Origin of the sequence: Arthrobacter sp. 4R501, from assembly GCF_002929755.1 — a bacterium.
In the GTDB taxonomy this organism is placed as follows: Bacteria; Actinomycetota; Actinomycetes; order Actinomycetales; family Micrococcaceae; genus Arthrobacter.
Map to the genome: position 1 here is coordinate 94,052 of NZ_PJIW01000008.1, position 14,976 is coordinate 109,027.

Below are 14,976 nucleotides of genomic sequence, written 5' to 3' on the forward strand. Positions count from 1 at the left end.
TCTTTCCGGTCAGCCTCCAGTGCTGCCGCCTTTGGCGCTGCCACCGAAGCCGCCGCGGGAAACGGATGTTGCACCCTTGCTAGGGATGCCGCTCTTGGCTGTTGCCTCGGCCGGGATGGAGGTGACACCACCTGCCAGTCTGGCTCCGACGGCGGGCAGCGCCCGGGAGCTGGAGGATCCGCTGCTGCCCATCGGCAGGAAGTACCAGCCGTAGTGGCCACTGGATCGTCCCTCTTCGGAGCACTTCTCGTCTTCGGCCCGCTCGTCGGTGGTTTTGTTTTGGCATGCCTGGGCGTAGTCGGCATCGATCACGTCCCCGTAGGGTGAGCAGCCGGTCAGTACGGCGCTGGCCAGAAATGCCGAGACGCCCAGGACGACGGCAGCTGAATTCCGGTTCCGGGACCGGGGCAGTCGGACCTCCGGCTCGGCGCGCAGCTGGCTGCCGAACTTACCGTTGGGCTGCCGTGCTGCTTCGCGGCGTGGATCGTTGTTCTCGTGCACGGAGTGCCTTTCTGGTCTCGTCCGCTGACACCTGTTTGTGTGCGGCGTTCCGTAGCGCGTGCGCGCTGTCCGGCTGTATGTGTGCGGAGGTTCTGCACGATGTCACCACCGTCAGGCGGCGTGCTGCGCTTCGGCGGCCATGGGTTCGAGCAGCTCCCGGAGTTCGCTGGTCAGCGGGTAGCTCTGCCTGGTGGCGTCGTCGAGGATGATTTGGGCCATGCCGCCCGCTTCTTCCATGACTCCTTTGATGTGGGAAGCCGGTTCCGCGAGTTCGTTGTCCCCCTCCGCGATCGGCAACCAGCCGCCAATTCGGGATCCGCCGCAAGGTCAAGGCTGCCTGCGTTCTGGCCGTAGCGGCGGTGCTGGCCATGACGACGGCGATTCCGGCCAATGCCATCACCGGTGACTACGTCAAAGACAATGAGCACCCCTTCGTCGGGCTCATTGTCTTCTACAGTCCGGACGGCGCGTTCCACCACCGGTGCTCGGGATCCTTGCTGACGCCCACCGTGTTCCTGACCGCCGGACACTGCACTGCCGGCGCTTCCTCGGCGCGGGTCTACTTCCAGCAGGACGCCGGCGTTGACTGGAGCGCTGAGACAGGATCGGATCCGGACACCGGCTATCCGAACGCCTGCGCGGAGGGAACGGCAGGAACCCTGTGTGCGGTGTCCCACGAGATGTACAACTACGGGTTCACCGGCCTGGACACGGTTCCCGAGACAAAGGACGCCGGGCTGGTGATCCTGGAGCAGCCCATCATGCTCGATGAGTACGCGCGTCTGGCGGCACCTGGGACTTTGGACGCGCTGGCCGCCAAACGCGGACAGCAGGAAACAACGTTCACCGCCAGCGGCTACGGGTTTTCCGAGGTGAACCCGGTGTCCGTGACCTCGTTCCGGGAACGGCTTATGGCCGAATCCAGGCTAACAAACCTCGCCAGTGCAACTAATGACGGCTACAACATCCAAACCAACGGCAACGGCAACAGCCACGGTGGCACCTGCACAGGGGACTCCGGCGGACCCTTGTTCTATGGCACCTTCGATTCCAACACCGTCACCGCCATCACCTCGTTCGGACACCGGTATTGCAAGGGAACCAATTTCTCCTACCGCACCGACCGGCAGGACGTGATCGACGAGATCGCCTCCAAGACCGGAAGCGAGTTCACAAAGATCGGCATCGAAGCCCCCGCCAGCTAGCTGTATTGACCAGGGACGTTAGTGATGGTCAATACATCTGATATTTAGTCCGCGTTTGTCACGAGCATCGGGAGGCAGTCCTTAGTGGTGTGTCTCAGTTTTGCTTGACGGCTTGGAGTGCGACTCGGCCGCGGGCGACTTTTTCGAGGATGGATTCCGCGGTCGCCGTCCACACCAAGGGCTTGGGCTCATCGTTGTGGGCGGCGAGGTAGCCTTCGATCGCTGAGATCAGGTCGGGCACGGAATGGAACGCACCGCGCCGCAGGGCCTTGTCCGTCAGTTCCCTGAACCACCGCTCGACCAGGTTCAGCCAGGACGAGGACGTGGGCGTGAAATGCAGGTGGAACCTTGGATGTTTCTCCAGCCAGGCCCTGACGTTGGCATGTTTGTGTGTCGCGTAATTGTCGAGGATAAGATGCACGGCCAGTCCGGCCGGGACTTCCTTCTCGAGTGTTTTCAGGAACGTCAGGAACTCGTTGTGGCGGTGCTTGGGCAGATGGGCACGTCCGGTTCGGAGGGCGGGCGGCAGAAACCCACCAGTCGAAATGACTGGCAGGGCGCTGCCGTCCGACCCTGCTCATCCATGCACAACACGATCGCCTGCTCCGGTGGGTTCAGATACAGTCCCACCACATCGATGAGATTCCCCTCGAACCGCGGATCGGTGGAAAGTTTGAACGCCTCGACGCGGTGCGGCTTCAGCCCGCGGGCCGCCCAGATCCGCTGCACCTGCGCCGGAGACACCGCGACCTTCGCTGCCATTGTCCGCACCGACCAGTGCGTATGCCCGTCCGGCTTCGAGTTCCGCGTCGAATCAACGATCTCATCGATCTTGGACTGCGGAATCACCGGCTTGCGGCCCCGCCCGGCACGAACCTTCCCCAGCTTCGCCAGACCCTCTTCCTCGAACCGGGCCCGCCACGACCTCACCGTCCCCGGGCTCGTCCCGGCGACCTTCGCGATCGACTCATTGGCCAGCCCCTCCGCAGCCATCAACAAGACCTGTGCCCGCTGCACCTCACGATGGGACGCCGTCTGCGATTTCGACAGCACCTCCAACGCGGCACGCTGACCATCGGAGACCACCAAAGCAGGAGCTGGATTCGACATACCTCCAGTTTAACGGAACACTCATAGACTATTTTGGAGACACACCACTAGTTGGGCCACCACGCAGGAACTGGACTTACGCCCGCAGCCACTCCGCGCAGGTGTTCAGGTTCTGGTTGACGCTGGCCACTGCGGCGTCGGCGTCGTGGGCCTCGATCGCGTCCACCAGGGCCCCGTGGCCCTCGTACGTGAGGCCGTCCAGCCGGCCCTTGCGCTGCTGCTTGAGCAGGTCCTGGTGGAACACGTCGCCGAAACTGACGTAGAGCTCGTGCAGCAGCGGGTTCCCGGTGGCCTGGGCAACGCGGGCGTGGAAGTCCCAGTCGGCCCGGGCCCAACCCTCGAAGTCCCCGGCGTTCCAGGCGACCTCCCGGGTGGCGAGCACGGCACGCAGGGCGGCGACGTCGTCGGCCGTTGCGTTCCGGGCGGCCAGGCGCGCGGCCTGCGTGTCCAGGCCCAGCCGGACCTCGAGGATGTGTTCGTCCGAGTGGTCCTGGTACATACGCCGGGCGGCGCCGGACATCTCGCTGGTGGCGCGGACGTAGGTGCCGTCGCCCCGGCGGACCTCCAGCATCCCGCTGTGGGCCAGGGCTCTGATGGCCTCGCGCAACGTGCCGCGCGAGACGCCCAGGCCCTGCATCAGTTCCGGCTCGGCGGGGATGCGCTGGTCAAGGGGCCACTCGCCGGAGTGGATCATCTGCCGGAGTTTGGCGGTGACCTCGTCGGCGAGGGGCTGGCGGTGCGAGGTGCTCAAGGTCATGGCGTCCTACTTCTTCAGACCGGACAAGGGGGCACGCGAGATCAGGTGGGCCACCACCACTTGGGCCAATGCGAGGCCCAGCAGGAGTGCCACTGGAAGCGACCAGCCGCCGGTGCCGCTGAACAGCAGACCGGCGCCGAAGGGGCCCGCCGTGGCCAGCAAGTAGCCGGTGGACTGCGCCAGGGTGGACAGGGCTGTGGTCTCGGCGGTGCTTGTCCCGCTCCGGCTGATCATCACCATCACCAGCGGGAAAATGCCTAGGCCGAAGCCGAGCAGGACGGTGGGAATGATGGCCAAGCCCACCGGGACAACCAGCAGTGACGCCAGGCCGGCCACCATAGTGATGCTGACCAGATATAGCGCCGGCCGAAGCATCCGGGGCCGCGAGCCGATGGCGAGCAGCACCATGCCGGCAGGCACGGAGACCAGCTGCATCAGCCCGTACATCAGGCCGCTGTCCGCTGAGCTGAGGCCCATGCTGATCAGCATGGACGGGAACCAGCTGATTAGTGAGTAGGCGAGCAGCGCCTGGAGGGCGAAAATGGCGGTAAGCAGCTGGCCCTTCCGGGTACGCAGCAGTGGCCACGGGGAGATGCGGGGTGCGGTGCTCCGGACGCTGTTGCGGTGCGCATGCAGCACGACGGGCAGGAATCCCAGGAAAGCAGCCACCGCCAGGAATCCGATCGCGCCAACCGCGGCGGACGGCGAGCCGAGCGTCAGGGCCAGTGGGACCACGGCGACGGCGGTGACAGTGGCGCCGGTGGTCATGGTGACGGTGTACAGCGCCGTCATCCCCGACGTCCGGTGGGCAAAATGCTCGCGGATGAATGACGGCATGGCCACGTTGCAGACCGCCAAGCCGGACATCCCCACCACGGTGCCCGCCACCAGCATGCCCGTTGCCGGGATCCCGCGGAGCAGCAAGCCGCCCGCCAGGAATCCAAGCGCCAGGAGGATTGCCTTCTCGACGCCGAGCCGTCCAGTCAGCCACGACGTCGCCGCGCCTGCCACCGCAAAACAGAGCGTCGGGATGGACGGAATGATCGCCGCCACCAGCGGCCCGTAGCCCAGGACCTGCTGAAAATCATGGAGGAGGGCAGATGCGCCGGCAATCCCCGCCCGCAGGTTCAGCCCAATCAGCACCAGCGCAATGACGCCGAAGACGACGGCGGAGCGCGGCTTGAGCGGCGCGTCGGACAGCGTCGGGGCATCGGAAGGGGCAACAGTCATGTCCTTAACGTTAGACGTTAGACGTTTGATGTCTAGGGTTCTGTGGTGAACCTCTCCCGGCCGTTAATGTTGCGGGCATAGACTCGGGCCACCAGAGTTCAGCCCCGGGCTCAAGGGAACTCGCCCGGCAGGATCTGGCGCCCATCAACGTGGAAGGACGGCCGGTCATGGCTTCGCAGGCAGTTGAGGTCGAAAAAAAGTACGACGTCGGTCAGGACGCCGAGGTGCCGTCGCTCGCGCAGATCCCCGGGGTCACCCGGGTGGGGGAGCCCCACGTGGACACCCTGGAAGCGGTGTACTTCGACACGCAAAGTCACACGCTCGCCTCCCGTGACATCACGCTTCGCCGCCGCACCGGCGGAGTCGACGCCGGCTGGCACCTGAAGCTGCCCGCCCAGGGCCCCGGATCCGACGAGGGGTCTGGCGACGCAGCCGGCGGCTCCGGCTCGGAACCCCGGCGGCGCCGCGAGCTGCACGCCCCGCTGGGCCAGCCCGGCGTCGTTCCTGACAGCCTGTTGGCGCACGTGCTGGCCTACCTCCGCGGTGAGGACGCCGCCCCGGTGGTCCGGCTGAAAACCCACCGGACCGCCTATGCGTTATATGGCGAGGACGGTGTCCACCTGGCGGACCTGGCGGACGACCACGTGAGCGCAGAGCTGCTCGGCGCCGCGGGCGCCGCGGGCGGCGCGGGCGGCGCGGGCGGCGCGGGCGCCGCGGTGGGGGAGGCGGCAGCGCCCGAGGGGGAGGCCCGGACGCGGCAGTGGCGTGAATGGGAGCTCGAGCTGGTGCACGGGAGTCCTGAACTGTTCCCGGCCGCTGAGGAAATCCTGGCGGCCGCCGGGGCGCTCCCGGCCAAGCACGGCTCCAAGCTGGCAAAAGTCCTGGCCCTGCCTGCCGGCGAGTCCGGTGCCGCGGCCGGGCCAAAGAGTCCCGGCCCGAAGAGTCCCGGCCCGAAGGGGCCGGTCTCGGACCTCCTGACCGAATACCTTGCTGGGCAGATCAGCGAGATCCTGGCGGACGATCCCGGCGTCCGCCTGGAGGAACCCGAGGCGGTGCACGATCTGCGGTCCGCCACCCGACGAGCCCGTTCCGCGCTAGCAGCGTACCGCCGGCTCTACAGTCCCGTGGCCGGGCGGCGCCTTAGGGACGAACTGAAGTGGCTTGGCAGCGTGCTGGGATCGCCGCGCGACGCCGAAGTGATGCTGGCTCGCCTGCTCGGGCACACGGCCGAACTGCCGCCCGGGCTGGCCTCGGCAGTGAAAGGCAGGCTGGACGATGAACTCGGCAACAGATTGAACACTGCCTCCCGGAAACTCCAGAAGGCACTGCTTTCCGAACGGTATTTCCGGCTCCTGGATGACCTGGAGGCTTTCCGTGACCATCCGCCGGTGCGGTCGGAGGGTGCTGCCCCGGCCCGCAAGGCGGCGGTCAAGCTGGTGGCCAAGGCAGCCAAGAGGCTGGAGCGCGCAGCCAGGACAGCCAAACGGACACGCAGGGGAGCCGAGCACGAGACGGCGCTGCACCAGGTGCGCAAGGACGCCAAGCGGCTGCGGCACGTGGCGGAATCCGTGGAGCCGGTCCACGGCCAGCACGCCACGAAAATCGCCAAGGCCGCGCGCCGCCAGCAGCAGATCCTCGGCGATTTCCACGACAGTGTGGTGGCCCGGGACCTGCTGGCCAACCTGGCGGCGGCGCCGGACCTGCCCGAGGCCGTCGCGTCGGCCTACGTCACGCTCCATACCCGGCAGGTGCAGCTCGCGGCCGAGGCCGAAGCCGAGTACTGGAAGGAACGCAAGAAGTCCCGAAAGGTCCTCCGGGGGAAGGTCCTTTAGGGGAGCGGGCCTACCTGGCCTGCCGCGCTCCGAGCCGCGACACGGCGAGCGCCAGCCACAGCTGCACACGGTCCGCCGTGACCGCAGGATCGTAGCCGGTCAGCTCGGTGATTTGCGCCAGCCGGTACCGCACGGTGTTCCGGTGCAGTGTCAGGGCTTCGGCGACGGCGGCCACGGAACCGTTGTTGTTCAGGTAGCTTTCCAGCGTGGTCACCAGTTCCGCACCGTGGGCGGCGTCGAACGCGCGCAGCGGGTTCAGCGACTCGTGGGCCATGTCCGCCAGGGGAACGTCTTCACTGGCCAGCAGCAGGGAGGTCAGGCTCAGCCGTTCCGGCTCGTTCACCGGCAGGCCGTGGCTGGCCGCATCGCGGGCCTCGAAGTAGCTCCAGCGCAGGCCGTTCGGCTTGGTGTACGCACCGCCGATCCCGATCGTCGCGTGGATCCCGGCCTCAGCCAGGTGGTCGCTGAGGCGCCTTGCCAGCGCAGGTGCCGCGCCGCCGTCGTCGTTGATCACCACCACCAGGTCCTTCCCGACGACGGCGGCCACCGCCGTCTCCAGCGGCTGCGGCACCGAGGTGCTCACCAGGGCCTTGTGATGGGCGGCGGACACCGCCAGCAGCACCACGTTTTTGCGTGTGCTGTTCAGGCCCACACCGGCGAGCCGGCGCTGTGCCTCGCTGGTCTCCAGGGCGCCGTGGATGACGTCCTCCAGCACCTGGCCGCACAGGGCGCGCTGGGCCTGGCGCTGCTTGACCATGTTGTTCAGCTCCACGCTGATCAGGTTCTGGGCGTAGCCGATGATGCCCGAATCCTCGAAGGGCTGGCGGACCCACAGCGTGCAGGCATCTCGGCGGCCGGTGGGGATGGGGTAGGAGGCCCACGTGTCCGCGGAGGGGAGCTCGGCGCCGCTGTTGTACAGGTGGGCGGTGAACTGGGTGAGGGCAATCTCTGTCCTCAACATCCCGCCCAGGTGCTTCAGGAGCTGGATGAGGCCGCCGCCCGTGAGTAGCGCGCGTGCAAGGATCTGGTGGCCCGCGATCAGGCGCTCCAGCTTGGCGACATGATCAGCGGCCTGCGCTTCCGCCACCAGTTTGCCGATGGCAATGAACGGAGTCGCGTAAGGCACCTGCACGATCGGCAGCCCCCAGCGGTTGGCCTCCGCAATCAGGGCCGGCGGGACGGCGTCGTGCGTCAGTCCTGTCCCGAACCCGATGCCCACGGCTCCGGCGCGCTGGACCTGCCGGACGAAGCGCCGCTGCTCGGGCGCGGACCGCAGGCGCATGCCGGTGGTGAGCACCAGTTCGCCGCCGCTGAGGAAACGCTGCGGGTCCTCCAGCTCCGTGACGGCAACCCAGTTGATGTCCTCGTGCCAGGTGGTCTCGGCAAGGCCTGCATTGGACAGGTGGAGGGAGTGCACGCCGAGCAGGGTGGCGAGGGAAATGGCCATGGATCAAGGATAGACGGACGCTGGTCAACCGCACTAAACATTGCGGCCAAGGGTGTGCAGGTGGCTATTCCCCGGGGTCAAGGTGCTGGCATAGGCTCAAGGCAGTCGCAACCATCCGCTTCGCAGCTGATGTTCCCTTATGAAAGAGGTTGTACACCGTGGTTCAAACCTTGCAGAACTTCATCAACGGTGAGTTCGTTACGCCCGCGGGCACCGACCTGCTGGACATCGTTAACCCCACCAACGGCGAGGTAGTGGCGCAGTCTCCCGTGTCCATCCAGGCCGACGTCGACGCTGCCATGACCGCGGCCAAGGACGCTTTCAGGACCTGGAAGCACGTCACCCCCGGGCAGCGCCAGCTCATGCTGCTCAAGCTCGCGGACGCCGTTGAAGCCAGCAGCGACGAACTTGTCGAGGCCCAGCACCGCAACACCGGGCAGGTGCGTTCGCTGATCGCGTCCGAGGAAATTGCCGCCGGCGCCGACCAGCTCCGCTTCTTCGCCGGTGCCGCACGCATCCTGGAAGGAAAGTCCGCGGGCGAGTACTTCGAAGGCCACACTTCCTACGTGCGCCGCGAACCCATCGGTGTCGTGGCCCAGGTTGCGCCGTGGAACTACCCGTTCCTGATGGCCATCTGGAAGATCGGTCCCGCGCTCGCGGCCGGCAACACCGTGGTCCTGAAGCCCTCCGACACCACGCCCGAATCCACGCTCGTGCTGGCCCGCCTGGCCGGCGACATCCTGCCTGCCGGCGTGTTGAACGTAGTTCTGGGAACCGGCGCAACCGGCGCCATGATGGTGGAACACAAGGTCCCCGGCCTGGTCTCCATCACAGGCTCGGTCCGCGCCGGCATCGCCGTGGCCTCCGGGGCCGCGAAGGGCCTCAAGCGCGCCCACCTGGAGCTCGGCGGCAAGGCCCCGGCCATCGTGTTCAAGGACGCCGACATCAAGAAGAGCGCCGCGGCCATCGCCGAATTCGCGTTCTTCAACGCCGGCCAGGACTGCACCGCCATCACCCGCGTGCTGGTGGAGGACTCGGTCCACGACGACGTCGTGGCAGCGATGGTGGAACACACCAAGACCCTGCACACCGGCTCGCAGAACGACGAAGACAACTACTTCGGCCCGCTGAACAACGTGAACCACTTCAACGCCGTCACCTCCGTGGTGGAACACCTGCCGGAAAACTGCAAGATTGTTACGGGCGGGCACCGCGCCGGGGACAAGGGCTTCTTCTTCGAACCGACCATCGTCACGGGCGCCAAGCAGACGGACGACATCGTCCAGCAGGAAACCTTCGGCCCGGTCATCACGGTGCAGAAGTTCTCCTCCGAAGCAGAGGCTCTTGAGCTGGCCAACGACGTCGAATACGCCCTCGCCTCCAGCGTCTGGACGTCCGACCACGGCACGGCCATGCGAATGAGCCGCGACCTGGACTTCGGCGCGGTCTGGATCAACACCCACATCCTCCTCACCGCCGAAATGCCCCACGGCGGCTTCAAGCAGTCCGGCTACGGCAAGGACCTCTCCATGTACGGGGTCGAGGACTACACCCGCATCAAGCACGTCATGAGCGCACTCGACGCCTAAATACACTTCTCCGGTGGTTGAGCTTGTCGAAACCAGATTTCGACAAGCTCAATCACCGAGAGACCCCCGCCACGCTTTCAAGAAAGGCCCTCCCATGAGCACCACAGCAAGTGAAATCACCTTCCGCCTGGAACAGAAGCGCCGTGTCCAGGCCGACTTCCCGGGCCCCAAGTCCATCGCCCTGACCGAGCGCCGCAAGGCAGTGGTCGCCGCTGGCGTCGCCTCAGCCGTTCCGGTCTACGTTGCGGACGCCGACGGCGGCATCATCCACGACGTCGACGGCAACTCCTTCATTGACCTCGGCTCGGGCATCGCGGTGACCAGCGTCGGCGCGTCCGATCCCGCCGTCGTCGGGGCCGTGAAGGAAGCCGTTGAGCACTTCACCCACACCTGTTTTATGGTCACCCCGTACGAAAGCTACGTGGCACTCGCCGAGCAGCTGAACCGGCTCACCCCGGGTGACCACCAGAAGCGCACCGTGCTGTTCAACTCCGGCGCCGAGGCCGTGGAGAACGCCGTCAAGGTGGCCCGCCTCGCCACCGGGCGTGACGCCGTCGTCGCCTTTGACCACGCCTACCACGGCCGCACCAACCTGACCATGGCGCTGACCGCCAAGGCCATGCCGTACAAGACCAACTTCGGCCCGTTCGCGCCCGAGGTCTACCGTATGCCCATGAGCTACCCGTACCGCGAGGAGAACCCCTCGATCACCGGTGCCGAGGCCGCCAAGCGCGCCATCACCATGATCGAGAAGCAGATCGGCGGCGACCAGGTTGCCGCGATAATCATCGAACCCATCCAGGGCGAGGGTGGCTTCATCGTCCCCGCCGAGGGCTTCCTCCCCGCGCTGGCCGCCTGGGCCAAGGCCAACGGCGTCGTGTTCATCGCCGACGAGGTCCAGTCCGGCTTCTGCCGCACCGGCGAATGGTTCGCGGTCAACCACGAGGACGTTGTCCCGGACATCATCACCATGGCCAAGGGCATCGCGGGCGGTATGCCGCTCTCCGCGATCACCGGCCGTGCTGACCTGCTCGACGCCGTCCACCCTGGCGGACTGGGCGGCACCTACGGCGGCAACCCGGTGGCGTGCGCTGCCGCATTGGCCGCGATCGGGTCCATGGAAGAGTACAACCTCGCGGGGCGCGCCCGCCACATCGAATCGCTCGCCACGGGACGCCTGCAGGAACTGCAGGCCGAACTGGCCTCCTCCGGGAGCGCAGTGATCGGCGACATCCGCGGCCGCGGCGCCATGCTGGCCATCGAACTGGTCCAGGCCGGCTCCAAGGAACCCAACCCCGAGCTGACCAAGGCCGTGGCGGCTGCCTGCCTCAAGGAGGGTGTCATCATCCTCACCTGCGGCACGTACGGCAACGTCATCCGCCTGCTGCCCCCGCTGGTCATCACCGACGACCTGCTGAACGACGGCCTGGACGTCCTGGCCGCGGCCATCAAGGCCAACGCCTAGGACCCCGCCCAACAGAGTCAGCGCCCCCTCGCAACGGCGCGAACGAACACTTGAGGCCCCGGAAACATAAGTTTCCAGGGCCTCAAGTGTTCTTTCGCGCTCGTTTTATGAGGTGCGGGCCCGCTTCCTGGCCCTCGAGTTCTTGCCTGCCATCCGCAGCATGTCGACGGTCAGCACCAGCAGGGCCAGCCACACCACACCGAAGCCGATCCAGCGGCTGGTTGTCATGGCTTCCTGGAACACCACCAGCGCCGCGATGAACTGCAGGAGCGGGGCAACATACTGCAGCAGCCCGATGGTGGTCATGGGCAGCCGGCGGGCCGACGCACCGAAGAACAGCAGCGGCACCGCGGTGATCACCCCGGAGGCCACCAGGAGCCAGAAGTGCCCTGGGCCCTGGCTCGTCAGGGTGGCCGCGCCGCTGGCGCCGAGGAACACCATGGTGGCCGCGGCGATCGGGGCCAGCACGATGGTTTCCACGCTGAGGCTGGTCACCGCGTCCACCTTCGGGCCAACGCGCTTCTTCACAAACCCGTACAGGCCAAAGCTGACGGCCAGCGTCAGGGCGATCCAGGGCAGTTTGCCGTAGCTCACCGTGAGCACGCCCACCGCTACAAAACCGATTCCGACGGCGGCCCACTGGAGGGGGCGCAGCTTCTCCTTCAGGACGAACACACCCAGGAGGACCGAGACCAGGGGGTTGATGAAGTAGCCCAGTGCGGCTTCGACGGCCTGGCCGGTGGTGACGCCGTAGGTATAGGTCAGCCAGTTCACGGCAATGAGTGCGGCCGCGATGGCGAGGGTGCCGAACACGGAGCGGTCGCGGAAGGCTGCGGCCAGCGCACGCCAGGACCGGGTGACCGTGATCAGGAGGATGCAGAAAAACAGGGACCACACAACGCGGTTGGCCACGATCTCCACCGCACCGGCGGGCATCAGCGCAAAGAAGTACAGGGGGAGCAGCCCCCACAGCCCGTACGCACCGAAGCCGAACAGGACTCCCGCCGTCGTCTCTTTGTCTACAGCCTTGATGCCTGCTGGCGCGGTCACAGCGGTCTTGGGTAAAGAGTCGGTTTCAGGGGGAGTAGGCACGTAACCAATAACACCAGTTGATGGACGCGTATTCCAGTCAAAAGTCAGTACGCTTTCCTTCATGGAACCGATGACCCCGCAGGTTGCCGTCCCGTGAGGCTCCGCCGCAGCAACACCAACGGCCGCGGCTACCGTCGCGTGCCCGCCGGGACGGGCTTCAGCTACCGGGACCTGGACGGCTCCACACTGCAGCAGGGGCCGGTCCGGGAACGGCTGGAAAGCATCGGCATCCCGCCGGCCTGGACGGACGTGTGGATTGCGCCGTTCGACAACGGGCACATCCAGGCGACAGGCCTCGATGTGGTGGGCCGGCGGCAGTACATCTACCACCCCGCCTGGCGGGAGCGGAAAGACCGCGTGAAGTTCGACCGTGCCCTGCAGTTGGCCGAGTCGCTGCCCACTGCCCGCCGGCTGGTCACCCTGGACCTGCGCAGCGACGGTCCAAGCCGCGAACGCGTCCTGGCGGCGGCCTTCCGGATGCTGGACAGCGGGTCCCTGCGCGTGGGGTCCGAGCGCTACACCAACGAGAACGGCAGCCGCGGCCTGGCCACGCTCCTGTGTGCGCATGTGCATGTCCGGAAGGAGTGCCTGGAGCTGAGGTTTCCGGCCAAGAGCGGCAAGGACTGGGAGTCGGAAATCCACGACGCCGACCTCTCCGCCTTGGTGCGGATGCTCAAGCGCCGCGGTGGAAATGCCAGGCTGCTGGCGTTCAAGGAGGGTCGGACCTGGCGGCCGGTCACCAGCGCGGACATCAATGCCTACGTCAAGGAGCGGACGGGTTTGGACTTCACCGCCAAGGACTTCCGGACCCTGCACGGGACGGTGGCCGCCGCCGTCAGCCTGGCCCGCAGCGGCCCGCAAAAGACTGTTACGGCGCGGAAAGCCGCCATCAGCGTGGCCATGCTGGAGGCTGCCGTGGTGCTGGGGAACACGCCGTCGATCGCCCGGAAGAGCTATGTTGACCCCCGGCTGCTGGACCACTTTGCCGCGGGGGAGACCATCGACCCCAAACGCCTGGACTCCGCGGAAGCCGAGCTCCGGGCGCTGCTGTACCGGGAAGGTGACGTGGTGCCGCTGCGCCAGAGCGGCTGAGGCCCGTCGTTGCTGCCGGTTGTTGCCGCCTGCTCAGCCCGTTTGCTCGGCGTACACAACGTAGTTCTCGGTGGCGCCGGCGTCGTTCAGCTGGAAGCACGTCACCAGCACCAGCCGCCCGGGCACGGCAGCCCAGAGGTCGTCCCGCTGCCCGAGACTGGTCTTTGCATAGCCGGCCGCCCCCGTGACCGTGTATCTCGTGACGCCCTCCGGCGTGGTGACCAGCACCGCATCGCCCGGCTGTGCCCGGCCCCTGCCGGCCTGGATGTCCATCAGTCCGTTGAATGCCGAGTAGCCGAGGTTCCAGGAGTGGGCGGCCAGGTAGGTGGTGTTGGTGGCCCCGGCGCCGGCCGGTCCGTAGTCGCTGATCCAGTACGCGAATCCATTGGACGGCGGGTTGACCCGGCGGTCGGCCGGGAGGGCCATCGGCAACACGGGGATGTCCATACCGAGCCGCGGCACTTGCACCCGCACCGGCTGGCCCGGCCCTGCAGGTGTCCGGGCCAGTTCCCGGCCGGCCACCGCCTCAGCCTCTGCCGGCGTCTCCACTACCAGCGGGGCGCCGGCGCCTGGCGTAGCGGCGGAGTCCGGCGGTTGCGGTGCAGATTCCGTGGCCTGCCCGGGGACTGCCAGCAGCGGCTGGGCCCCCGTCAGGAGCGGGATTCCGTACACTAGCACCACGGCAAGGCCCAGCCCGGTCAGGCCGACGGCGGCAAGGTTGCGGTAGCGGCGGCGCCTGCGGGCGGCGGATGTGGGGGCCCGTCGCATTTACCCGAAGCGTCCGTTGACGTAGTCGCTGGTGCGCTGGTCCTGCGGGTACTGGAACATGGCGTCAGTGGGGCCGTGTTCAACGATCGCCCCGGGCGCGTTGTGTGCCGCCAGGAAGAAGGCGCACGTGTCCGAGATACGCGCGGCCTGCTGCATGTTGTGGGTGACGATGACGATCGTGACGAGTCCGCGCAGCGACGCGATGGTCTCCTCGACGCGGCGGGTGGACGTGGGGTCCAGCGCCGAGCATGGCTCGTCCATCAGCAGCACCCGCGGGGAAACCGCCAGGGATCGGGCGATGCACAGCCGCTGCTGCTGGCCGCCTGACAGTCCGCCGCCGGGCTGGTGCAGCCGGTCCTTGACCTCGTCCCACAGGGATGCCTTGCGGAGTGAATCCTCCACCAGGTAGTCCTTCTCCAGCCGGCTGGCCTTGATGCCCGCGAGCTTCAGCCCGGCGACGGTATTTTCGTAGATGGACATGGCGGGGAAGGGGTTGGCTTTCTGGAAGACCATGCCGATGTTCCGGCGCGCCAGGGTCACCCGCCGGCCCGGATCGTAGATGTCGGCCCCGTCCAGCAGGACCTGCCCCGCCAGCGACGCTGTTGGCACCATTTCGTGCATCCGGTTGAGGATCCGCAGGAACGTGGACTTGCCGCAGCCCGACGGGCCGATCAGGGCCGTGACCTGTCCCGCTTCCATGGTCAGCGAGACGCGGTCCAGGACCTTGCGCTCGCCGAACCAGGCGCTGACCGCCCTGGCGTCGAGCTCGGCCGCCTCGCTCCCGGCGAACGGGTCCGGGAAGCCCTCGCCCTCGGGCGGATCGAACACGGCCAGTGTGTGGCCGGAGGATGATTGCGTGGTCATCAGGGTTCCTTCTATGGAGATTTT

General features: G+C 67.0%; 13 protein-coding genes and 1 pseudogene. 5 read left to right on the plus strand and 9 right to left on the minus strand.

Features of this window, described 5'->3' with window-relative positions; translation table 11 throughout:
• Positions 1-9: 9 nt before the first annotated feature.
• Both CXR02_RS09720 and CXR02_RS22880 read right to left on the minus strand, forming a co-directional pair.
• Positions 10-501, minus strand: coding sequence for a tRNA-dihydrouridine synthase (locus CXR02_RS09720; protein WP_258060898.1), 492 nt, complete (start codon positions 499-501; stop codon positions 10-12).
• Between the two features lie 111 nt (positions 502-612).
• A complete protein-coding gene (locus tag CXR02_RS22880; protein WP_258060900.1) occupies positions 613-738 on the minus strand; it encodes a hypothetical protein in 126 nt (41 codons plus the stop codon).
• A 131-nt stretch (positions 739-869) separates the two neighbouring features.
• On the opposite strand from CXR02_RS22880, the gene CXR02_RS09730 reads away from it, so the two are divergent.
• A complete protein-coding gene (locus CXR02_RS09730) occupies positions 870-1,706 on the plus strand; it encodes a trypsin-like serine protease (RefSeq protein WP_146072504.1) in 837 nt (278 codons plus the stop codon).
• Positions 1,707-1,800: 94 nt separating this feature from the next.
• On the opposite strand, the pseudogene CXR02_RS09735 reads toward CXR02_RS09730, so the two are convergent.
• The 3 genes and pseudogenes from CXR02_RS09735 to CXR02_RS09745 form a co-directional block, all read right to left on the minus strand.
• Positions 1,801-2,816: pseudogene (locus CXR02_RS09735) on the minus strand (IS630 family transposase).
• Between the two features lie 76 nt (positions 2,817-2,892).
• Positions 2,893-3,573 carry a FadR/GntR family transcriptional regulator gene (locus CXR02_RS09740; protein WP_104061805.1) on the minus strand — a complete coding sequence of 227 codons (681 nt, stop codon included), beginning with the start codon at positions 3,571-3,573 and terminating at the stop codon, positions 2,893-2,895.
• 6 nt (positions 3,574-3,579) lie between these two features.
• Complete coding sequence (locus tag CXR02_RS09745) at positions 3,580-4,803, minus strand: MFS transporter (protein ID WP_104061806.1); 1,224 nt, start codon at positions 4,801-4,803, stop codon at positions 3,580-3,582.
• A gap of 167 nt (positions 4,804-4,970) precedes the next feature.
• On the opposite strand from CXR02_RS09745, the gene CXR02_RS09750 reads away from it, so the two are divergent.
• Positions 4,971-6,635, plus strand: a complete 1,665-nt coding sequence (locus tag CXR02_RS09750; RefSeq protein ID WP_104061807.1) for a CYTH and CHAD domain-containing protein — start codon at positions 4,971-4,973, stop codon at positions 6,633-6,635.
• A gap of 10 nt (positions 6,636-6,645) precedes the next feature.
• Here CXR02_RS09750 and CXR02_RS09755 read toward each other — a convergent pair whose 3' ends face one another.
• Complete coding sequence (locus CXR02_RS09755; RefSeq protein ID WP_104061808.1) at positions 6,646-8,082, minus strand: PucR family transcriptional regulator; 1,437 nt, start codon at positions 8,080-8,082, stop codon at positions 6,646-6,648.
• Positions 8,083-8,240: 158 nt separating this feature from the next.
• On the opposite strand from CXR02_RS09755, the gene CXR02_RS09760 reads away from it, so the two are divergent.
• A complete protein-coding gene (locus CXR02_RS09760; RefSeq protein WP_104061929.1) occupies positions 8,241-9,671 on the plus strand; it encodes a gamma-aminobutyraldehyde dehydrogenase in 1,431 nt (476 codons plus the stop codon).
• A gap of 94 nt (positions 9,672-9,765) precedes the next feature.
• Positions 9,766-11,136, plus strand: a complete 1,371-nt coding sequence (gene gabT, locus CXR02_RS09765; RefSeq protein ID WP_104061809.1) for a 4-aminobutyrate--2-oxoglutarate transaminase — start codon at positions 9,766-9,768, stop codon at positions 11,134-11,136.
• 105 nt (positions 11,137-11,241) lie between these two features.
• On the opposite strand, the gene rarD is transcribed toward gabT, so the two are convergent.
• On the minus strand, positions 11,242-12,186 hold the full coding sequence (gene rarD / locus CXR02_RS09770) for an EamA family transporter RarD (protein WP_258060901.1): 945 nt from the start codon (positions 12,184-12,186) through the stop codon (positions 11,242-11,244).
• Positions 12,187-12,321: 135 nt separating this feature from the next.
• On the opposite strand from rarD, the gene CXR02_RS09775 reads away from it, so the two are divergent.
• Positions 12,322-13,320 carry a DNA topoisomerase IB gene (locus CXR02_RS09775; protein WP_104061811.1) on the plus strand — a complete coding sequence of 333 codons (999 nt, stop codon included), beginning with the start codon at positions 12,322-12,324 and terminating at the stop codon, positions 13,318-13,320.
• A 33-nt stretch (positions 13,321-13,353) separates the two neighbouring features.
• Here the strand turns inward: CXR02_RS09775 and CXR02_RS09780 are convergent, their stop codons facing one another.
• Both CXR02_RS09780 and CXR02_RS09785 read right to left on the minus strand, forming a co-directional pair.
• The gene (locus tag CXR02_RS09780) at positions 13,354-14,088 is read right to left on the minus strand and encodes a class F sortase (RefSeq protein ID WP_104061812.1); all 735 of its coding nucleotides are present in this window, start codon (positions 14,086-14,088) and stop codon (positions 13,354-13,356) included.
• Positions 14,089-14,952, minus strand: coding sequence for a phosphate ABC transporter ATP-binding protein (locus CXR02_RS09785; RefSeq protein ID WP_104061813.1), 864 nt, complete (start codon positions 14,950-14,952; stop codon positions 14,089-14,091).
• Between the last annotated feature and the right edge of the window lie 24 nt (positions 14,953-14,976).

Bases quoted from the DNA above. Each gene is read 5' to 3' on its own strand.
- CXR02_RS22880 (WP_258060900.1), bottom strand. From the start codon at position 738: ATGGAAGAAGCGGGCGGCATGGCCCAAATCATCCTCGACGACGCCACC.
- CXR02_RS09730 (WP_146072504.1), top strand. From the start codon at position 870: ATGACGACGGCGATTCCGGCCAATGCCATCACCGGTGACTACGTCAAA.
- CXR02_RS09740 (WP_104061805.1), bottom strand. From the start codon at position 3,573: ATGACCTTGAGCACCTCGCACCGCCAGCCCCTCGCCGACGAGGTCACC.
- CXR02_RS09745 (WP_104061806.1), bottom strand. From the start codon at position 4,803: ATGACTGTTGCCCCTTCCGATGCCCCGACGCTGTCCGACGCGCCGCTC.
- CXR02_RS09750 (WP_104061807.1), top strand. From the start codon at position 4,971: ATGGCTTCGCAGGCAGTTGAGGTCGAAAAAAAGTACGACGTCGGTCAG.
- CXR02_RS09755 (WP_104061808.1), bottom strand. From the start codon at position 8,082: ATGGCCATTTCCCTCGCCACCCTGCTCGGCGTGCACTCCCTCCACCTG.
- gabT (WP_104061809.1), top strand. From the start codon at position 9,766: ATGAGCACCACAGCAAGTGAAATCACCTTCCGCCTGGAACAGAAGCGC.
- CXR02_RS09780 (WP_104061812.1), bottom strand. From the start codon at position 14,088: ATGCGACGGGCCCCCACATCCGCCGCCCGCAGGCGCCGCCGCTACCGC.
- CXR02_RS09785 (WP_104061813.1), bottom strand. From the start codon at position 14,952: ATGACCACGCAATCATCCTCCGGCCACACACTGGCCGTGTTCGATCCG.